This is a genomic window from Sphingomonas liriopis (assembly GCF_024211255.1).
Taxonomy (GTDB): Bacteria; Pseudomonadota; Alphaproteobacteria; order Sphingomonadales; family Sphingomonadaceae; genus Sphingomonas; species Sphingomonas liriopis.
Map to the genome: position 1 here is coordinate 1 of NZ_JAMLDY010000017.1, position 19,285 is coordinate 19,285.

At 66.1% G+C, this 19,285-nt stretch carries 22 protein-coding genes and 4 pseudogenes; 14 read left to right on the top strand and 12 right to left on the bottom strand.

Features of this window, described 5'->3' with window-relative positions:
* From M9979_RS13330 to M9979_RS13345, 4 genes and pseudogenes are all read left to right on the top strand, one after another.
* A pseudogene (locus M9979_RS13330) lies at positions 1–111 on the top strand (IS5/IS1182 family transposase); the annotation flags it as partial.
* Positions 112–132: 21 nt separating this feature from the next.
* On the top strand, positions 133–684 hold the full coding sequence (locus tag M9979_RS13335) for a hypothetical protein (protein ID WP_277998563.1): 552 nt from the start codon (positions 133–135) through the stop codon (positions 682–684).
* 83 nt (positions 685–767) lie between these two features.
* Positions 768–1,520, top strand: a pseudogene (locus M9979_RS13340) (IS5 family transposase).
* A gap of 118 nt (positions 1,521–1,638) precedes the next feature.
* Positions 1,639–2,118 carry an SDR family NAD(P)-dependent oxidoreductase gene (locus M9979_RS13345; RefSeq protein WP_254289855.1) on the top strand — a complete coding sequence of 160 codons (480 nt, stop codon included), beginning with the start codon at positions 1,639–1,641 and terminating at the stop codon, positions 2,116–2,118.
* 192 nt (positions 2,119–2,310) lie between these two features.
* On the opposite strand, the gene M9979_RS13350 is transcribed toward M9979_RS13345, so the two are convergent.
* On the bottom strand, positions 2,311–3,165 hold the full coding sequence (locus M9979_RS13350) for an SDR family NAD(P)-dependent oxidoreductase (RefSeq protein WP_254289856.1): 855 nt from the start codon (positions 3,163–3,165) through the stop codon (positions 2,311–2,313).
* Entirely contained in the window at positions 3,162–3,845 is a 684-nt protein-coding gene (locus M9979_RS13355; protein ID WP_254289857.1) for a hypothetical protein, read from the bottom strand. The genes M9979_RS13350 and M9979_RS13355 overlap by 4 nt, the downstream gene beginning before the upstream one ends.
* A 264-nt stretch (positions 3,846–4,109) precedes the next feature.
* On the opposite strand from M9979_RS13355, the gene M9979_RS13360 reads away from it, so the two are divergent.
* Positions 4,110–4,322, top strand: a complete 213-nt coding sequence (locus M9979_RS13360) for a hypothetical protein (RefSeq protein ID WP_254289858.1) — start codon at positions 4,110–4,112, stop codon at positions 4,320–4,322.
* A gap of 72 nt (positions 4,323–4,394) precedes the next feature.
* Here M9979_RS13360 and M9979_RS13365 read toward each other — a convergent pair whose 3' ends face one another.
* The 5 genes and pseudogenes from M9979_RS13365 to rhmD form a co-directional block, all read right to left on the bottom strand.
* The gene (locus M9979_RS13365) at positions 4,395–5,627 is read right to left on the bottom strand and encodes a sugar MFS transporter (RefSeq protein ID WP_254289859.1); all 1,233 of its coding nucleotides are present in this window, start codon (positions 5,625–5,627) and stop codon (positions 4,395–4,397) included.
* Complete coding sequence (locus M9979_RS17360; RefSeq protein WP_254289860.1) at positions 5,624–5,929, bottom strand: hypothetical protein; 306 nt, start codon at positions 5,927–5,929, stop codon at positions 5,624–5,626. Before M9979_RS17360 ends, M9979_RS13365 begins: the two co-directional genes overlap by 4 nt.
* Before the next feature lie 132 nt (positions 5,930–6,061).
* Entirely contained in the window at positions 6,062–6,808 is a 747-nt protein-coding gene (locus M9979_RS13375) for an SDR family NAD(P)-dependent oxidoreductase (protein ID WP_254289861.1), read from the bottom strand.
* Positions 6,805–7,488: a fumarylacetoacetate hydrolase family protein gene (locus M9979_RS13380; RefSeq protein WP_254289862.1), complete on the bottom strand. Its 684-nt coding sequence runs from the start codon at positions 7,486–7,488 to the stop codon at positions 6,805–6,807. The genes M9979_RS13375 and M9979_RS13380 overlap by 4 nt, the downstream gene beginning before the upstream one ends.
* Positions 7,489–7,498: 10 nt before the next feature.
* A pseudogene (rhmD, locus tag M9979_RS13385) lies at positions 7,499–8,679 on the bottom strand (L-rhamnonate dehydratase).
* Between the two features lie 94 nt (positions 8,680–8,773).
* On the opposite strand from rhmD, the gene M9979_RS13390 reads away from it, so the two are divergent.
* The 4 genes and pseudogenes from M9979_RS13390 to M9979_RS17435 form a co-directional block, all read left to right on the top strand.
* Positions 8,774–9,232 (top strand): IclR family transcriptional regulator domain-containing protein, encoded by a 459-nt coding sequence (locus M9979_RS13390; RefSeq protein WP_254289863.1) that lies wholly within the window; start codon positions 8,774–8,776, stop codon positions 9,230–9,232.
* A gap of 26 nt (positions 9,233–9,258) precedes the next feature.
* Positions 9,259–10,293, top strand: a complete 1,035-nt coding sequence (locus M9979_RS13400) for an alpha/beta hydrolase (protein WP_340689071.1) — start codon at positions 9,259–9,261, stop codon at positions 10,291–10,293.
* 159 nt (positions 10,294–10,452) lie between these two features.
* Entirely contained in the window at positions 10,453–10,905 is a 453-nt protein-coding gene (locus tag M9979_RS13405) for an alpha-hydroxy-acid oxidizing protein (RefSeq protein ID WP_422922123.1), read from the top strand.
* Positions 10,868–10,975: pseudogene (locus tag M9979_RS17435) on the top strand (alpha-hydroxy-acid oxidizing protein); the annotation flags it as partial. The gene M9979_RS13405 and the pseudogene M9979_RS17435, both read left to right, overlap by 38 nt.
* Positions 10,976–11,040: 65 nt before the next feature.
* Here the strand turns inward: M9979_RS17435 and M9979_RS13410 are convergent.
* Complete coding sequence (locus M9979_RS13410; protein WP_254289928.1) at positions 11,041–11,556, bottom strand: Lrp/AsnC family transcriptional regulator; 516 nt, start codon at positions 11,554–11,556, stop codon at positions 11,041–11,043.
* Between the two features lie 92 nt (positions 11,557–11,648).
* On the opposite strand from M9979_RS13410, the gene M9979_RS13415 reads away from it, so the two are divergent.
* Complete coding sequence (locus M9979_RS13415) at positions 11,649–12,614, top strand: DMT family transporter (protein ID WP_254289864.1); 966 nt, start codon at positions 11,649–11,651, stop codon at positions 12,612–12,614.
* 154 nt (positions 12,615–12,768) lie between these two features.
* Here M9979_RS13415 and M9979_RS13420 read toward each other — a convergent pair whose 3' ends face one another.
* The 3 genes from M9979_RS13420 to M9979_RS13430 all read right to left on the bottom strand — a co-directional run bounded on the left by M9979_RS13420 (position 12,769) and on the right by M9979_RS13430 (position 14,693).
* The gene (locus M9979_RS13420) at positions 12,769–13,317 is read right to left on the bottom strand and encodes a LacI family DNA-binding transcriptional regulator (RefSeq protein WP_254289865.1); all 549 of its coding nucleotides are present in this window, start codon (positions 13,315–13,317) and stop codon (positions 12,769–12,771) included.
* Between the two features lie 181 nt (positions 13,318–13,498).
* Complete coding sequence (locus M9979_RS13425) at positions 13,499–14,368, bottom strand: SDR family NAD(P)-dependent oxidoreductase (protein WP_254289866.1); 870 nt, start codon at positions 14,366–14,368, stop codon at positions 13,499–13,501.
* A gap of 13 nt (positions 14,369–14,381) precedes the next feature.
* Positions 14,382–14,693: a hypothetical protein gene (locus M9979_RS13430; RefSeq protein ID WP_254289867.1), complete on the bottom strand. Its 312-nt coding sequence runs from the start codon at positions 14,691–14,693 to the stop codon at positions 14,382–14,384.
* Between the two features lie 291 nt (positions 14,694–14,984).
* Here M9979_RS13430 and M9979_RS13435 point away from each other — a divergent pair, with 291 nt between their 5' ends.
* The 4 genes from M9979_RS13435 to M9979_RS13450 all read left to right on the top strand — a co-directional run bounded on the left by M9979_RS13435 (position 14,985) and on the right by M9979_RS13450 (position 17,787).
* Positions 14,985–15,218: a hypothetical protein gene (locus tag M9979_RS13435; protein WP_254289868.1), complete on the top strand. Its 234-nt coding sequence runs from the start codon at positions 14,985–14,987 to the stop codon at positions 15,216–15,218.
* A 120-nt stretch (positions 15,219–15,338) separates the two neighbouring features.
* On the top strand, positions 15,339–16,133 hold the full coding sequence (locus M9979_RS13440; RefSeq protein WP_254289869.1) for an SDR family NAD(P)-dependent oxidoreductase: 795 nt from the start codon (positions 15,339–15,341) through the stop codon (positions 16,131–16,133).
* A gap of 119 nt (positions 16,134–16,252) precedes the next feature.
* Complete coding sequence (locus M9979_RS13445; protein ID WP_254289870.1) at positions 16,253–16,936, top strand: hypothetical protein; 684 nt, start codon at positions 16,253–16,255, stop codon at positions 16,934–16,936.
* Positions 16,933–17,787 carry an SDR family NAD(P)-dependent oxidoreductase gene (locus M9979_RS13450; RefSeq protein WP_254289871.1) on the top strand — a complete coding sequence of 285 codons (855 nt, stop codon included), beginning with the start codon at positions 16,933–16,935 and terminating at the stop codon, positions 17,785–17,787. The genes M9979_RS13445 and M9979_RS13450 overlap by 4 nt, the downstream gene beginning before the upstream one ends.
* Positions 17,788–18,107: 320 nt before the next feature.
* On the opposite strand, the gene M9979_RS13455 is transcribed toward M9979_RS13450, so the two are convergent.
* On the bottom strand, positions 18,108–19,190 hold the full coding sequence (locus M9979_RS13455) for a hypothetical protein (protein ID WP_254289872.1): 1,083 nt from the start codon (positions 19,188–19,190) through the stop codon (positions 18,108–18,110).
* Positions 19,191–19,285 lie beyond the last annotated feature (95 nt).

Here is a 19,285-nt window from a genome sequence, read left to right on the forward strand (position 1 = left end):
ATGTTCTGTCGCCTGAAGGACTGGAGACGCATCGCCACCCGCTTCGACCGTAACATCAAGACCTTCATGGCTGCCATCGCCTTCGCAGCAGCCGTCATCTGGTGGTTATGAGTCCGGACCCTAGACTTCGCGCTGCCCGATTTCGGCGGGGACTACGGCTCGCCGGGCTGGATCAACTGGAAGATCAACCATATGGGCGATTTGAACAGCCACCCGATCGAGATCGTCGACAACATGGCCGATCTCGCGCATTTCCAGCCGATCCACGGCTCGATCGACGCCACCTATTTCGCCAACGAGTTCAAGGGCCATCAGGTCTGGCAGTATTTCTCGTCGGGACACCGCACGCTGGTAAGCGAAGCGGGGGCGCAACTGCACACCACCACCTGGTATACCGGGCCGGCGATCCTGCAGTCGGAGATGAAGGGCGACTTCAACTCGTTCATCATGATCGCCCATACCCCCGTGGAGGAAGGCTGCACGCGGGTCTGGCACGGGTTGATGGTGCAGGTGAACGACGGGACCGCGCCGATCACCGACGAGCATCGCGCCGGTGCGCTCGCCTATCAGGAGGGTAGCCGCCTCGCGCTTGCGCAGGACGTCGAGGTCTGGCAGCACAAGCTGCCGTGCATCAATCCGATGGTGGTGCCGGGCGACGGCCCCTTCGGCAAGCTCAGGACCTAGGCCGGATCGACATTCAGGATTCCCAAACTCGTTGCAGGCTGATTCATAGGCATCCGTGTCGCAGCGCGGAGGGAGTGATGGGGATCAAGCGGTACGAGTTGAGCGAGGCGCAATGGTCGCGGATTGCGTCGCTGGTTCCGGGCAAGACGACTGATCCCGGCCGAACGGGTTCGGACAACCGCTTGTTCTTTGAATGGATGTTTGTGGGTGCTGCGCTCGGGCGCGCACTGGTGCGACCTGCCGGAGCGCTATGGCAAGTGGAAGACGGTGCACCGGCGCTTCAGCCGCTGGTGCCATGCCGGCGTCTGGGAGCGCGTGTTCGAGGCGCTGACAGCCGACCGGGACAACCAGTATCTGATGATCGACAGCACTATCGTTCGCGCCCATCAACAGGCTGCGACCGGAAAAGGGGGGCCGAGGATCAGGCGCTGGGGCGTTCCCGAGGTGGATTGACGACCAAGATCCACATGCTCGCCGACACGTTCGGTCGCCCTGTGCGGTTCCGCATCACGCCGGGGCAAGCCAGCGACATCGCCTCCGCATCCGATCTGCTCGAAGGCCAGCAGGCCGGGGCGGTGCTGGCCGACAAAGCCTATGACGGCAACGACTTGCGCGACCAGATCGCAGGCATGAACGCCACCGCGGTCATCCCGTCAAAACGCAACCGCAAGGTCGTCATCCCGCACGACGCAGACATCTACAAGCATCGCAATCAGATCGAGCGATGCTTCGGGCGCCTCAAGCATTTCCGACGATTCGCCACCCGCTACGACCGCCGCACCATCCACTTCACCGGATTTGTCCACCTCGCCGCCACCATGATCTGGCTACGATGAATGTCGATCCGGCCTAGTACAGGCAGTTCTTCCAGTCGCGTGACAAGGTGGCGCCGATCCAGCAGCGCGTCGAGGGGCTGGTCGTCAGCGTCGACCGGCGCAGCGATCCGCAGGCGGCGTGACCATCCTGTCCCCGCCGTCCGCGCGCCGCGTCGCGGTTGCCGCGGGGCAGGGGCTGATCGTCTTCACCTCCTCGTTCGGCTCGGTCTGCTACATGCACGGCCCCGCCTATGGCGCGCAGAAGGCGGGGGTGGACAAGTTCGCCGCCGACATGGGCGTCGACTTCCGCGACACCGGCGTGACCGCCGTCTCGCTGTGGATGGGGCCGCTGCGCACCGAGTGGAGCGAACGCACGCTGACCGAGCATCCCGAACAATATGCGGCGTTCATGCACGATGCCGAGACGCCCGAATTCAACGGCCGCGTGATCGCCGCCATCCATGACGATGCCGGCCGCGCCGCGCTGAACGGCCAAACGCTGATCGCCGCCGAGATCGCCGGGCGTTACGGCATCACCGAAGCGGGCGGTCGCCGTCCTCCGTCGTACCGCGACCGCCTGGGCGAGCCACGCATCCCGCACCCGGCGATCGTCGTCTAGGACCGATCGACATTCAGCTTTGACGGCCTGCAAACGGCGGTTTCGCATGCTTCCGGTGCTCACGTACCGAAAGTACGCTGCGCTCCGGGTCACGCAAAACCACCGTTTTCGGCACGTCATCTTCTGAATGTCGATCGGTCCTAGCGGAAACAGGAACGGGGACGGCAGCAGAGCCGCCCCCGCCCCGCCTCGTCAGTCCTGCAACAGCGCGCGGGCCTGATCGGCCAATGTCGGTACGCCACGTTCCTGCAGGAACGTCACGCGACCGGCGACGATATCGCGAGTCATCTCCTCCTGCGTGTCCACCCAGAATTCGCCGGCGGCGATCTTGGCGACGATCTTGCGGCAGCCTTCGTCCAGTTCCATGCCATAGCTGGCCATCATATGCGCCATGGTCGCACGGTGCCGTGCCGCGGCGGCGGGCTCGCCGACACCCGCGGCGGCGTCGAAGATGCTCGTCTTGAGCATGCCGGGGATCACCGAACTGACGTGGATCGGCGCACCGGCCAGCTCCATTTCCAGGTACAGGCATTCGGAGAACGACTGGATGGCGTGTTTCGACATGATGTACGCGGTCTGCGTCGGCATCTGGCTGAACCCGCCGACCGACGACAGGTTGGCGATCCACGCCGGCGCCCCCGCCTTCAGCATGTGCGGCACGAACGCGCGCACGCCGTGAACGACGCCGTTGACGTTGACGCGCAGCGTCTGCTCCCAGCGCGCGACCGGGACTTCCCAGGTCAACCCGATCGTCTCGATCCCCGCATTGTTCACCAGCAGCCGCACCGCCCCGTGGCGTGCGAACACATCCGCGGCAAGTGCATCGAGCGCGGCGGGGTCGCCGACGTCGAGCCGCAGCGCCTCCGCCTTGCCGCCGGCCGCAACGATCGCGTCGGCGACCGATCGCGCGCGCTCGGCATCGATGTCCGTGACGATCACGGTCATGCCGATCTCGCCGCAGCGCCGCGCCAGCCCCATGCCGATCCCCGCGCCCGCGCCGGTGATGACGGCGACGCCGCCCGCGAACAGCTCCTCCTCGCGGCTCACGACTCGACCACCGACAGGATGTGGCTGTCATGCCCGGGGAAGACGTAGTCGAGTTCGAGCACCATCGAATCGGCCAGCGGGCCGGCGACGAGGATGTCGGTCTCGATGAACGCCTGCACGCCGGCGCGTCCGTAGCAGTAGCGATCGACGTCGCCGAACACCGGCGACGCGTCCAGCCGTGCATCTACCGCCGGCTCGCCGCGCCGCGCGCGGTTCATGGTGATTTTCAGCCGTCCCTTCATCTCGGGATCGTCGCGGTTCAGCCGTTGCAGTTCCTCCACCACGCGTTCGAGCTCCTCGAGCGAATCGAGCAAAACGCCGAGGTGGAAGGTATATTCGGGATCCGCGTCGATCGCCGCGCGCAGACCGGCGATCGAGGGATGCTCATCTGCGGTACCGAATCCCAGCGCCGCCCGCGCCGCATCGACGACCGCCGCCTGCGCGGGTGGCAGCAGCGACAGGAAGACGATGCCGTCCCCGCGCGCATGATGATGCCGGTCGACGACGAACCGGTAGAAGCTCGATCCGTCCGGCAACGGGAACGACTGCGTCTCCACATAGCCCGTGGTCGTCAGCAGCCGCGCCGCCAGCGAGGCTTCCTCCTTCTGGCCGTAATGCAGGGCGACATGCCCCATGGTCCGCCGGCTTGCCGGCAGCGCGGCGGTCGGTGCAACGCTCACGGATCTCTCCTTCGTGGTTTCGACGCATGATCCTTTCAAGCGGCAGGCAGGTCAACCTGCAATCTGCGCATTATAGCAGCCTGCGCCGCTACCAAACCTCCATTTGCGTATTTCTGTCATCGATCGGCAAATACGGATCGTCCCAGGCGCACAGTCCTTCTCCGTCTAGAAAACGGCCTTTTTCTACGCATATTGACAGCCATGGACGCATGGGCTTAGCATTCACGCAGACGCAAGCAACTTGCGCTATCGTGGAGAGCGAGCATGTACCTTCAGCCCGATGATCGATCGCAGCGCAGCCCGGACCGATCGCCGATCGCGATCGCGACGGACGTCACGCTGCTGCTGGCACTGGTGGTCGTGCTCGTCATTGCACCGTTCCTCATCCTCGCGATCGTCAAGTTCGCCGACCTCACGCTGCTCCCGCTTGTCGGCGACGGGTTCAACCACATCCATCAGTTCCGCTCCGGAAACTGATCCGCCCCGGCGTCGCGCGCCGCCGCGACGATAGATCCGAACCGTCCCCGGCCGTGTGTCGGCGCGCTCGTCCTACTCGTCCTCGAGCCCCGCGAAACGCCAGCCATAGAGCGCGACAACGGCGAAGGCGGCGGCCGGCAGGACGAAGGCCGCAGGCGCACCGTACACTTCCGCCAGCCGCCCCATCGGATAGGGCAGCACCACCCCGCCGCCGATCGCCATCACCATCGCCGACGCGCCGCGCTTCGCCCCCTTCCCCAGGTCGCGCACACCCAACGCGAAGATCGTCGGGAACATGGTCGACATGAAGAAGAACACGCCGATCATCGCCGCCAGCGACACCTTGTCGATGCCGGCGGCGACCAGCAGCGACAAGGCGACGTTGGCCAGCGCGAACAGCGTCAGCAGCCGCCGCGGCGCGACCCGTGCGAGCAACGCGGTGGAAGCGAAGCGGCCGAGCATGAAGGTGACGAGCGCCAGCGACAGCAGATAGGCGGCGGCCCGCGGCGTCAACCCGCTCCACGTGGTCAGCGCGACGTTGATGAACAGCGCGCCGATCCCGACCTGCGCACCGATGTAGATCGCCTGCGTCGCCACGCCGAACACGAAGTGACGGCGCTGCAGGATGCCGCCCGCGCGGCCACCTTCGGTCGCGTGGCTGTCCTCCGAGATCTCGGGCAGGTGCGCCCGCGCGACGAACAGCGCGAAGACGACGATGGCGATGCCGATCCCGGCGTAGATCATCCGCACGTTGTCGTGCGCACCCTCCGCCGCGGCCGGTGCACCGTCCGCGAAGAACAGCGTGCCCCCGATCAGCGGCCCGATGAACGTCCCCAGCCCGTTGAACGACTGGGCGAGGTTCAGACGGCGGGACGCGTCCTCGGGCGCCCCCAGCACCGCGACATAGCTGTCGGCGGCGGTTTCGAGGCACGCGAGCCCCGATGCCAGCACGAACATCGACAGCACGAACGGCAGGAACGTGCCCGCCGCCGCCGCAGGGATGAACAGGAACGCGCCGACCGCGGTGATGACCAGTCCGGTGAGGATGCCGATCTTGTACCCGGCCCGCGCGAGCCACAGCCCGGCGGGCAGGCTGACGACCAGATACGCCCCGAAGTAGGCGACCTGCAGCCACGTCGATTCCGCCGTACCGACGTGCAGCGTGTCCTGGAAATGCTTGTTGAGGACGTCGAGCAGGCCATAGGCCAGTCCCCAGATGAAGAAGAGGCTGATCGCGAACGACAGTGCGACGCGCAGCGTGCGGCGCGGCACCTCCGCCGCGTGAACGGGAACGGGGGGTGTCACGGGCGGTTCTCCCAATCGAGGTCGAGGCGGTAGAAACGGTCGGCATTGCCGCCGAACAGTGCGCGGCGTTCGGCGAGCGTGAAATCCGCGACGATCGCGTGATAGGCGGACAGGTGTCGGGCGACGGTGCCGAACAGCGCGTCGGTCGACAGGCCCGTGGCGTCGGCCGACCCGTCGAGCCATTGCGTTTCGGCCAGCGCCTCGTCCGCGCGTGCGCCCGCATCGACGGTGCCAGCGACGTTCCAGGCCGCCGTATCGCGGCGATACCCGGCGGGGCCGCAATCACGCGCGATGGCGGTCACGTCGCCTCCGGACCTTCTCCGGCGAAGGGCGGCGTCAGCCAGTCGTAGTGAAGATGCGCAAGGTCCCGGAAATGGACGTGGGCGTCGACAAAGGGAATGTCGTTCATCGCGCTCTCCGGTGCGGGCGCCCGCTCAATAGGTGGTCCGGCCGCCCGACGTGTCGAACGTGGCCGCGGTCGAGAAACTACATTCCTCCGACACCAGGAAGCAGACCATCGCGGTCGTCTCGTGCGTTTCGCCCAACCGCCCCATCGGGATCTTGCCGAGCATATAGTCGATCTGGCTTTGCGGCATCTGCTCCAGGATCGGGCTGACGAAGGTCGCGGGCGTCACCGCGCTGACCAGCACGTTCTGCTGCGCCAGTTCCTTGCCGAGGCTCTTGGTGAGGCCCAGCACGCCGGCCTTGGATGCCGAATAGGCGGAGGCGTTGGGATTGCCCTCCTTGCCCGCGACCGATGCGACGTTGACGACGCGGCCATAGCCGTTGGCGACCATGTGCGGCACCACCGCCCGACAGGTGTAGAACACGCCGTTGAGGTTGATGTCGATCACCCGCTGCCAGCCGTCGACCGGGAAATCGGTTACCGGGGTGGTCGGGCCGGTGATCCCCGCCGAACAGACCAGGATGTCGACCTTGCCCAGCGCCGCGGCGCTCTGCGCGGCGGCGCGCGCCACCGCATCGGGGTCGGCGATGTCGAGCGCGACGGTATGCGTCGCCCCGATCTCCGCCGCCGCCGCGGCGAGCGCGGCGGCGTCGAGATCCCACAGGGCCGCGGTGCTGCCCTCGGCGGTGATCCGGCGCGCCACGTCCTTGCCGAGCCCCGAGGCGCCGCCGGTGACGATCGCGGCGCGGCCGGCGAACCGATCCGCCGCGCTCACCGGAACCGCCCCAGATCGAACGCGACGACCGACTGCGTCGAGCTGCCCAGCCTGTCGATCGCCAGCGTCATCGTGTCGCCGGGCTTGAGGAATATCTTCTCGGGCTTCTTGCCCTCGCCCACGCCCGGCGGCGTACCGGTGATCATCAGGTCGCCGGGTTCCAGCGTGACATATTCGCTGACGTAGGAGATCAGCTCGGCGACGTCGAAGATCATCGTCTTCGTGTTGCCGGTCTGCATCCGCTCGCCGTTGACGTCCAGGCTCATGTCGAGAGTCTGCGGATCGCCGACCTCGTCGGGCGTCACCAGCCACGGACCGACCGGGCAGAAGGTGTCATGCCCCTTCCCCTTCGACCATTGCGTGCCGCGCTCCTTCTGGTTGAACCGCTCCGACACGTCGTTGACCAGGACATAGCCGGCGACATGGTCGAGTGCCGCCTCCTTCGTCACGTGACGGCAGGTCTTGCCGATCACGACGATCTTCGAGATACCCGAGAACGGCACGCCCAGACGTGGATCGCCCTCCACCAACGGCAGCGTCTCTGCATCGACATCGGCAAGACCGGCGATCGCCTCGACGGTCACATCGGCGATATGCCCCGACAGGTCGCGGACGCGACCTGCGGCGTCGACCAGACCGGGTTTCTCGGCACCCTTGGCACCGTAGCGACAAAATTTCATCGATCGATCCTCAGTGGGTGTAGGGACGGTGGAGCGCAATGTCGCGGTTGAGCTCGACGCCGAACCCCGGCGTGTCGAGCTGGCTCGCCCGGATACGGCCGTCGACCGGCACGGGCTCGCCGAGCAGTTGCGGCGCGAACATCGGCACCACCTCGGTGGGGCCGGGATGCATCATCAGGAACTCGGCGAACGGCGAGTTGTGACGGGTGATGACGAAATGGTAGCTGTAGACCGACGAGCCGTGCGGCACGACCATCTTGCCCTTGGCATCCGCCAGCGCGCTGATCTTGAGCAGCTCGGTCACGCCGCCGCACCAGCCCACGTCGGGCTGGATGATGTCGCAGCAGTCCATCTCCATGAGCATCCGGAAGCCCCAGCGCGTCGCCTCGTGCTCGCCCGTCGTCACCAGCATGCCGCGGGGCACGTTGCGCTTCAGCTCGGCATAGCCCCAATAGTCGTCGGGGCTGATCGCCTCCTCGATCCATTTCAGGCCATGCTCGTGGCACGCGATCGCCAGCCGGGTGGCGTAATCGACGTCGAGCGCCATCCAGCAATCGTACATCAGCCAGAAATCGGGGCTTACCTTCTCCCGCATGTCGGCAAGCAGCGCGACGTTCTTACGCAATCCCTCCAGCCCCTCGGCCGGTCCGTAATGCAACGGCAGCTTGCCGCCGATGAAGCCGAGCTCCTTGGCGCGTCCGGGCGCGCGCCCGTGGCGTAGAACTGCAGCTCGTCGCGTACGGCGCCGCCCAGCAGGTGATAGACCGGCTCCTGCCGCAGTTTGCCGAGCAGATCCCACAGCGCGAGATCGACGCCGGAGATGGCGTTGATGACCAGCCCCTTGCGGCCGTAATATTGGGTCGAGAAGTACATCTGGTCCCAGATCTTCTCATACTCGGTCGGATCGCGCCCCTCGAGGAAGCGCGCCAGATGCTTCTCGACGATGTAGCAGGCAGGCTCGCCGCCGGTGGTCACCGCGAAGCCGATCGTGCCGTCCTCCGCCTCGATCTCGACGACCAGCGTGCCCAGCACGTTGATGCCGAAGCTCTGCCGCGACTGGCGGTATTCGGGATAGCGCGACATTGGCGTCGCGATGTGATCGTCGATCCAGTGGCCGTCGCCCTGCTCGTGATAGTCGGCGCCGCCGCCGCGAACCACGAAGGCGCGAACGTGCCTGATCTTCGACAGCATGTTGCCTCTCCTGCCCGGGACGACCCGTGGCTAAAATGAACGAAGCTATGCAATATCTATTTTCTCATTGTGCCACGACGGCTAGGGAAGTGGGATGATCCACCCGGGTAGGACCGACCGGACGACCGTCGGCAACCAGACGCTGATGCGCGGACTCGATACTGTCGAGGCGGTGGCGAGCGGCGCGGCGACGCTGGCGCTGTTGGCGGATCGGCTGGGGTCGACGTGCAGCACGGCGCATCGGTTGGCGACCTCGCTGGTCGGGCGAGATTATCCCGCTTCTACCCCGCGCTCCGGCTACCGACGGGGGGCGAAACTGCTCGCGCTCGGTCATCTTGCGCCTGCACAGGCCGACATCGCGCAGATGGCACGCCCCGATTTGGAGGATCTTGCCGCCGCGACCGAGGATACGGCGCATTTCGGCGTCCTCGCCGGCGACGAGGCGGTGTATTGTGACAAGGTGACCGGTCGGCGGCGCAGGACGCGCGTTCGACCTGAAGGAAAACGAGGGTCAGATCCGCTGCGTCGCGGCACCAGCCGCGACCTGGGTTGATCGTAGGAAAGACAGGGAGAGATAGCTTGCTGCTGAAAGACAAGACCATCCTCGTTACCGGCGGATCATCGGGGATCGGCGCCGCCGCCGCCATCGGCGCGGCGCGGCAAGGCGCCGACGTCGCGATCAACGCTGCTGGTCGACGGCGGCGCGTTCGTGAAGCGGCAATGAGATACGTCGTTCTCGCCGCCGCCCTGGCGCTGGCGACGCCCGCCGCCGCCCAGATCACGGTTATTCCCGCTCCCGCACAGCCGGCCGCGATCCCGCTTGACACGGGCGACGTTGCCGGAGCGCGAGAAGCGGAAGGCTGGCTCGATCTCGCCGGCCAGCGGGTCGTCCGCAACGTCCGCAGCGCGACGCTGACGCCTTTCCTGCCGCCTCCCGGAAAGGCGACGGGAGCCGCCGTGATCGTCGCGCCCGGCGGCGGGTTCGCGATGCTGTCGATGGACAACGAAGGGTGGCCGGTGGCGCGCTGGCTGGCCGATCACGGCATCGCCGCCTTCGTCCTGAAATACCGGCTGCGTCAGACGCCCGCCGATCCGAAGGGTTTCCTGCGCGACATGGGCGCGGTGTTCGCCACGGCGATGCGGCCCGGTCCCGATCTGGCGGTCGAAACATCGCGTGATGCCGTCGCCGACGGCCTCGCCGCGCTGGCGCTGGTACGCCGCCGCGCGGGCGAGTGGCACGTCGACCCGGCGCGTGTCGGCATGCTCGGCTTCTCGGCGGGCGCGATGACGACGCTCGGCGTCGTCGAAGCCGCTACGCCGGAGACGATGCCCGCCTTCGCTGCGCCGATCTACGGGCCGATGCGGACGATCACCGTGCCGGCCGCGGCACCGCCGATGTTCGCTGCGATGGCGAGCGACGACCCGCTGTTCGCGCGCAAGGGCTTCGGGCTGATCGAGGCGTGGCAGGCTGCGCGCAAGCCGGTCGAGTTCCATCTCTATCAGAAGGGTGGCCATGGATACGGCATGGGCGCGAAGGGAACGACGAGCACCGGCTGGATCGCCTCCTTTCACGACTGGCTGGCCATGAACGGCTTTCTGAAGGCGCGGCCATGAAGCCGCCTCCACGCTCGACTATCGCGAACTCGCCCGGCGCAGGCTGCCGCATTTCCTGTTCGAATATATCGACGTCGGCTCCTACGCGGAGATGACGCTGCGCCGAAACATCTCCGATCGCCGATCGGGCTCGCCGGGCTCAACATCCGGCGCGGCGAGGTGCAGGCGGCGCGCGGCGCGCGGCGGCTCGAAGGCGGGTATCCCCTTCTGCCTGTCGACGGTATCCGCCTGCCCGATCGGCGAGGTGGCCGCGGGCACCGAACCGCCCTGCTAGTCCAGCTCTACATGATCCGCGACTGCGGCTTCATGTGCGACCTGATGGCGAAGGCGAAGGCGGAAGGCTGCTCGGCACTGGTCTTCGCGGTCGACAGCCGGTGCCGGGATCGCGTTAACGCGACTATCGATCGGGTCTCGCGGGTGCCTCGGACCTCCGCGGCTCGGCGCGACGCACGCTGCAGGTGCTGGGCCGTCCGGGCTGGACCTACGACGTCGGCATGCGCGGCCGGCCGCATCAGCTCGGCAACGTCGCGCCCGTACTCGGCAAAACACCGGATGGGCAGACTTCTTCGCCTGGGTGCGCGACAATTTCGATCCGACCGTCTCCTGGCGTGACCCAACGTTCGTCCGGGATATCTGGGACGGGCCGCTGGTCATCAAGGGCATCCTCGACGTCGAGGATGCGCACGCGGCGGCGGCGCTCGGGGCCGATGGCATCGTGGTGTCCAACCGCGGCGGCCGCGCTGGCCTTCATCGTCTGGTCGAAAGACGATCATCGGGGGGAATCACAAGCTCGCTACCGATTTTGACGCGATCGAGCGCGATGAGGCTGCGAAAACTCGCCACCGCCTCGTCCTGCGCGAACAAACGCCTGGTGATCGCCTCGTAAGCGGCCAGGTCGGGGACGACGATGACCAGGATGAAGCTGATCCCGCCAGTGACATAATAGCACTGCTGGACCTCGGGTGCGTCGCGGAACCTCGCCTTTGCCGAATCGACGGTGGACGATCGTTCGTCGATCAGATGCACCTCGACGATCGACGTGATCGCCATCCCTGCCGCCGCGGGCTCGACGATCGCCACGTTGCGCGTGATGATGCCTGCGTCCTCCAGTGCGGCGATCCGGCGCTGCACGGCTGCGGCAGAGAGGTTGACCGCCTCCGCGATCGTCCGCTGGGGCGTCTTGTTGTCGCGCTGGACTATACGCAGGATCGCACGGTCGAAGCCGTCCAGCACGGGATATCGGGTCGATGCAGCGCGGGTCATTCGCGAGTATTTGTTGCAATTCAACCGCTGCACAAGAGCGCATCGCTCGCCTTCACGGTGGTATGATGCGGCATCATCAGTGAGGATCAGCCGTGCCAACATCGACCTTCAGTCCGGCCGGACGTCATCGCACGACCCAGGGGATCGCGTGTGGCGCAGGTGCCGGCGCGCTGTGGGGACTGGTATTCCTCGCCCCGGCCCTCGTGCGCGACTTCACGCCGCTTCAGCTCGCGATCGGCCGTTATCTTGCCTATGGTATCATCTCGGCCGTGCTGATCGCGCCGCGATGGCGCACGCTCGTCGCCTCGATGGAGCGCCGCGACTGGTACACGCTCGCCTGGCTCTCGCTGGCGGGCAACACCCTCTACTACGTGTTGCTGTCGACGGCGGTTCAGCAGGCCGGCATCGCCACCACTTCGCTCGTCATCGGCTTCCTGCCGGTCGCGGTGACGACGATCGGCAGTCGTGACCGCGACGCCATACCGCTCGCCCGCCTCGCTCCCTCGCTGCTGCTCTGCGCTGCCGGCGCGCTGTGCATCGGATGGCAGGCGCTCGGCCATCCGGCGTCCAGCGATGCCGGCGGCGCGCTCTTCGGCTTTGCCTGCGCGGTCGGGGCCCTTGTCGCCTGGAGCGCCTATGCGGTCGGTAATGCCCGCGCCCTCCACCGGCTCCATCGCATGTCCGTGTATGACTGGAATCTGCTGACCGGGATTGTCACGGGCATCCAGGCCGTGACATTGATTCCGGTCAGTCTCGCGGCCGAACCGGTCCGCCACGCTGCCGATGCGTGGCTATACCTCGGCGGCGTGTCGGTTGCGGTTGCGGTCGGCGCCTCGATTCTCGGCAACGAGCTCTGGAACCGGATGAGCCGTCTGCTGCCGCTGACCATGGTGGGGCAGATGATCCTGTTCGAGACGCTGTTCGCGCTGCTCTACGGTTTCCTCTGGGAGCAGCGCCTCCCGGCGCCGCTCGAAATCGCGGCCTTCGGTCTGGTCGCGGCGAGCGTGCTGACCTGCATCGGTGCTCATCGGAGCCACGCCCCAGCTTCGACGTGCTGATCTCTGATGTGGGGTGTGCCATCCGCACGCGCGTTCCGTGCGCCAACATGACGCCTGCATTGACGTAGTCGAGGGGGCCATCGACGCCGCGGGCAGCCTCGTCATTGCGCAGACAATATCTCGAGGCGGTTCCCCGGACGCTTTTGAAGGGTTATCAAGGTTCGCGATGTACCGCCACGCTTTGCCGCACGATCAGCCGGTGCGGTAGCGTGACGGAAGCCGGCGGGGCTGACGGCCGAGCGAGAATGGCCAGAAGCAGCCCGACTGTCCGGCGACCTATGCAGCACACCGGCTGTCGGATCGCGGTCAGTGATGGGGCGCGACAGCGCGCCATTGCGATATCGACGAAACCGACGCCGGACATGTCGTCCGGGCAGGAGAGCTCCGCGGCGCGCGACGCGGCCAGTGCGCCGATCGCCATTTCGTCGCGGAAGCTGAAGATCGCGGTCGGTGGGCGCTCGGCCTTGATAATCTCGGCTGCGGTCCTTTGCCCTGACTCGGGAAAGAAATCCCCTCGCCGGATCTGCAGGCGCACAGACAGGCCGTGCCGTTCTGCAGACGCCCGGACACCGACGAGACAATTCCGGCTCAACGGGCTGACGAGCGGCCCGGTGATGACGCCGATGTCGCGACGACCGGCATCGTAGAGCGTATCCCCTGCCAGGCCGGCCGGCAAGGCGTTGTCGATATGTGCGCTCGGCATGTCGATCGATCCGCCGAACTCGCACCTGTTGACGACCGGTGCCCTCGCGCCGTCGCAACGACCCTGTGCGCCGGACAAGCTATCGGCAATCGCCAGATGGTAAGCTGGCTTCCTCGCGCGCACATCGATAGCCGCATCGGAGCGGGTCCGTCGCGGACATCCGTTTCGATGCCCGGCCGCGTCAGCCGCGCATGAGCGACCCGCCGTTGACGTCGATGATGGAGCCGTTGATCCAGCGGCCGTCATCGGACAGCAGCAGCGCGACGACGCCGGCATGGTCCTCGGACTCGCCCAGCCGGGTATGCGGCGTGCGCGCCATGAAATGGTCGGCCCATTTCTTGGCCTCTTCGGCATTGCCCTCCATCGATTTCTTCATCTCGCCGGTGACGGTGAAGCCGGGCGCGAGCACGTTGGCGGTCACGCCTTCCTTGCCCCAGCGCGAGGCGACGTGCCGCATCAGCGCGTTGACCCCCGCCTTCGTCATCGCGTAGCTCGGTCGCGTCGGCTCGGCGCCATGGGCCGAACCTGAACTGGTATAGACGATCGCCGACGCAGCGTTTTTCGTCAGATGCGGCAGGACGGCGCGGGTGCACAGCAGGTGGCCGCGCAGATTGACCGCGACAGTCCGGTCGAATACCGCAAGGTCCATCGCGAGCGCGTCGCTGTCCTCCATGATGACGCGCAGGTCGGCGGCATTGATGTGCGCGCCGTCGAGCCCGCCGAAACGATCGACGGTTGCCGCTACCGCCTGGTTCACCGAGGCTTCGTCGGAGATGTCGACATGGACGGCGAAGGTTTCTCCGCCAGCCTCGACGGCGACCTGGGTGGCGCCCTCGACGTTGATGTCGGCTGCGCAGACACGCGCGCCTTCCTCGGTCAGCCGCTTGACGGTCGCCGCGCCGATACCCGTGGCACTGCCGAACACGATGATGCGGCGGCCTTTCAGTCTGTCCTTCATGTCATTCTCCATATGCCCGCAAATGGCACTCGGTTGGTCAGCGGCCGATCGCCGATCTTGTGATCGACGTGACATCACTTCGGATCGCACCATCGACGGGGTCGGTTTATGTGTCGCCCTCGGTGAGGAACTGCAGTTCGTCGACCGGTCCGATCTTCTCCTCACCCGCGAACAATCGATCCAGCCTGGCGCGCACTTCGTCGCGATCGTCCCGGGACGCATGGCGGCGATAGGGCCCAAGCAGCAATTCGTCGCCGATCACCTGCTTGATCCGGGTCAACGCGGAATCGTCCAGCACATTGGCTGTGCGCAGCTCGATACACAGTTGGATGAGCCCCACAGCCGTCGCCTGAGCCCTGAGGCCGACATGGGTCACGTCGTGATGCAGCTGTTTCTGCTTTTCATGGGTCTTGCTCACCGATCCGCTCCAATCCTCTGCCTGCGCCGTAGTGTCCCGGCATCGTGGTCGCCCGCTCGCCAGTTCCATCGTCCGATGGCGAGGCATTACCGGCTGGGTCGGTTCAACGACATTCGCCCCGCGACGGCAATACCCAATCCCCGAATAAACGCAGTTTCCGACATTATGACGCAATAAATCCGCCCAATGCACATTTCCTTGACGTGCTTGCTACGCATATTGACAAGGATGACAAAGCGGATATGGCTTTTGGCACGACGCATCTCAGTGCGCGGCTGATGGAGAGTGAAGATGGTGACGGCTGATCGCGTTTCGCCCCGGACTCCGACCCTGGCCTCGGCCGGAGGCAGATCGCCCGAAGGCGCGTCGTCCGGACTGAGCCTGACCGACATGGCCCTGATCGTCGCGTTCGCAATCTTGTGCATCGCTACGCCGTTCGTTCTGCTCGCGGTCATCACGTTCGTCGCCGACACGATTCTGCCCGCACTGCGTCACGAGACCTATGCAGTCGCGTCGCATTGCTGAGCGGGATCGTCTGAAGCCCGAGGTCGGCAGGTTCGAGCCGCCCTGCGTGAAAGCGCCTCGCCCGGATCGCCCCCGGCGATCCTTGCAAGTCCAAAGGTCAACGACGAGAGGAACAGCCAGATGAGCGGACGGCTCGAAGGAAAGGTTGCGATCGTCACCGGTGGCGCCCGCGGAATGGGCGCAGCGACGGTCCGTGCCTTCGTTGCGGAGGGCGCCAGCGTCGTGATCGCCGACCGGCTCGTCGATCACGGAACCGCGCTGGCGGAGGAACTGGGCAGCGCCGCCTCGTTCGTGTCCCTCGACGTGACGCAGGAGGCGAGTTGGGAGGCGCTGGTCCGGGCCGTGGAGTCGCAGCACGGGCGGGCAGATGCGCTGGTGAACAACGCGGGCGTGGTCGCCTTCGGGCCGATCGAGGCGATCGACCCGGCGGATATCGATCGGGTGTTCGCGGTCAACGTCAAAGGCCCCTTGCTTGGCATGAAGCATGTCGGCAACTTGATGCGCGCAGCGCGGCGCGGGTCGATCGTCAACATTTCCTCGGTCGACGGGCTGCGCGGTGCCAACGCGCTGTCGATCTACAGCAGCTCGAAATGGGCGATCCGCGGCCTGACCAAGACGGCCGCGCTCGAGTTCGGGCCGCATGGCGTTCGCGTCAATTCGGTGCACCCGGGCGGGGTCGATACCCACATGGGCAACCCGCAGCAGCAGCAGGGCGCGGAGCGCAACTGGAGCTACACCCGCGTCCCGCTCCAGCGGATTGGTGAACCGCATGAGGTCGCGATGGCCACCTTGTTCCTCTGTTCGGACGAGGCGAGCTACGTCACCGGCGCCGAGCTGGCGGTCGATGGTGGTTGGGCGGCAGGATATTACCACCATTACATGCCCGGCGCCCCCGCCTCGCTCAACGGCGGCTGACGCTACGCGAATCCAGACATTACCCCGCGCGATGGGCCGCAAACACGCCGCTTGCTGTTGACCGTTTGCGCATTACCCGACATCGCTGTTTCCAACCACGATTTTTCAGGAGAAGTTCGTTGGCCACACTGGCACCCGAACGGGCCGCATCAGGCCATCGCACGATGGGGCATGTCGCACTCCATTACGGGCGCAAGGACGAGGCCGCGCTCGCCGCTCGCCTGTTGACGAAGATCGGCTATGTCGAGACCCAGTCGATCCCCCTGCCCGACGGCACGACCTTCTATCGCTTCGTCGTCGATCGCCACCATCATGCGCGCGGCGACGGGATCGTCTTCCTCTCCCTGCTGCCGCCCGCGCAGGCCGCGGTCGTCAATGCCGCGCGCGAGGCGCTTGGCGTCGGTACGGATCGCGAGCACCCGTCGGTTGCCGAGCTGCGGACCGCGATCGATGCGGACCCGGAATATACCTTCCATCTGGGCGTGCTGCTCGATTCGCTTGAGGAGCTGGAGGGCATCGTCGGCGAGCTCCAGGCGCTCAACGCCGCAGAGGGCGAGTTCAAGGGCCGGCTGAAGATCACCATGAACCGCGCGCGGCGTGGCGATGCCGACGTCGACGCGCGGCTCGATGCCTCGCCCGCCTTCGGGTCGGTCGATCGCTATTGCTACGGCCGCAACGGCGTCCAGGCATTCATCGAGACCGACATCCTGGTCAGCGGTCCGCTGGCCGACTCCATGGTGCTGGAACTCGACTACGTCTTCCCCGGTGCCGACAGCCACATCCTTTCGGTGGTCGAGCAATGAGCCGCGAGCAGGAACTCTTCGAGGGCGGCGTCGCCGTCATCACCGGCGCGGGTGCGGGCATCGGCATGGGGCTGGCGCGGCGCTGTGGCGAAATCGGGATGACCGTGATCGTCACCGATATCGAGGAGGCGCGCGCCCGATCGGTCGCGGATGCGATCATGGCCGCGGGTGGCAGGAGCGAGGCGCAGCGGCTCGACGTCGCCGATCCCGCCGCGCTCGACGCGTTCGCTGCCGACGTGTTCGCGCGGCACGGCGAGGTGCGGTTGCTGGTCAACAATGCTGGTATCGAGACGCTGGGCCTGACGTGGGAAATTCCCGCCGCGCGCTGGGAGCAGACGCTGAGCGTCAACATCAACGGCATCGTCCACGGCGTCCGCGCCTTCGTGCCGCACATGCTGAAGGCCGGGAAACAGGCGTGGATCGCCAATCTGGCGTCGGTGGGCGCATTCGGGCAGATGCCGACGCAAACCGCCTACATCATGTCGAAGCACGCCATCCAGGCGTTCAGCGAATGCCTGTACCTCGAGATGGAAGTGGCAGGCGCGCCGATCCATGTCAGTTCGGTGATCCCGGGCATGCTCAAGACCAGTATCTTCGATGCCGCCGCAGGCAAGGGCGAGCCCGAAGGCGCTGCCAGACATCGCGCCAAGATGGCCCATATGATGGCCAATTACGGCATGGATCTCGACGAGGGGTGCCACAAGATCATCGCCAAGATCGCCGCGGGCGAATTCTGGGTCGATACGCAGGAGCAGATGACCGACGATATCGTCGCGGGCCGCGTCGCGTTCCTGCAGAGCCGCGCGGCTCCGGCCATGGGGGCGGAGACGAAAGCACTGCTCGAGGATTGATCACCCAGACCGGCTTGCGAGCGGCAAGGCTCGACCGGCAGTTGATCGTTGGACACCAATTTCAGAAGGGCGGTCGATCGTCGCGATCGGCCGCCCTTCTTCGTTTGGTTGCGCGGCCAACGGACAGCCCCGCGCGACCCTGCCGCCCGCCATTGGTCGGATGGTCCATCCGGGACGGACAGGCAATTGGGCCTCAGATCAGGGCATCTCGTATTTTCGCTGCGGCGTTGACCTGATCGTCGATAAAACGGCCGCGCACCCCCGCGGGTGCGCGGCCGTCTCGTTGGATGCCCCTGCGCGTCGCAGGGGATAGCAGGACGTCAGGCGGCTGCGGCGTACACCCCGCCGCGCGGCGCCTCGGCGGGATATTCGGTAGGGCCGCCGTAATCATAGGCGTCGTTCAGCGCCTTGATGAACACCGGATCGCGCAACGGATCGGTGGGCGTCTCGATCTGGATACCCTTCGCGCGCACGTCGGCGATCAGCGTGTCGAACACGCGGTCGACCGTCAAGTCGTCCGACTGGTCCATGTTCTTCTTCAATTCGGCGAAATCCTGGAAGACCTCGGCGGACCAATGGACCAGGAAGCGCAGATCGTCGGTATGATAACGCTCGATCTCGCGATCGCCGGTCTTGACCACCCAGCCGTCGCGATCGCCCTCGGCACCCGTGAACACGCTGTCGAAGCCCAGCCCGTCGGGGCGCTGTCGCTCGACCGGCCCGCACGCCTCCCCGCGATGGACCATCATCTCGTTCTGCACCAGCACGCCCCTGTTGTAGATCGGCGAACGCAGCCGCTCCGGCTTGGCAAGCGGGCCATTGGGCCAATAGGTGAAGCCGCTGGCGGGATCGTTGCTGAACCAGGTGATGACCTGCGCCATCTTGATGAGATAGTCCTGGAACAGCCCCGAGCGGCCCATGATCGAGCACAGCCAGGTCGGCGAATTCTCGTAGCGCACGCCGCGGAAGCTGGGCGAATCGAGATGGCCGGGATCGTTGTTTCCGCACGGCCCGTTGATGTTGAACAGCATCATCTGCGGCTTGGCGTATTCGGCGCCCCAATAGGACCGCGCATGCGCCAGGAACGTCTCGTTGTAGAAGACGTCGTGCAGTTCCGGATACAGCACCGCCGAATAGTTCGCGAAGAAGCCGCGGAACGTGGGCGTCAGGAACATATCGAGCGTCGGGGTGAACCCCTCGGGGAAGCCGCCCGCGAACGTCGCGATCAGCTCCTCGGCATTGGCGAAATGCTGTGCGATGATGAGCTTCCACTCGCCCTTGTCGTGGACGACGTCGAGCATGCGGCGCCGCTGATCGTCGGTGAACAGGTTGTCGAGCTGCTGCGGCGGCGAGACGGGACGCAGGATTTCGGACAGTTCGCGCTTGCGGGCTTCGGTCAACATGACCCTCTCCATTTCGTACGGGTTGTGACCGCATGACTACCTCATCGTACGCTACCGTGCAATTACGTTGTTGGCATATGCGTACCGTTCCATGG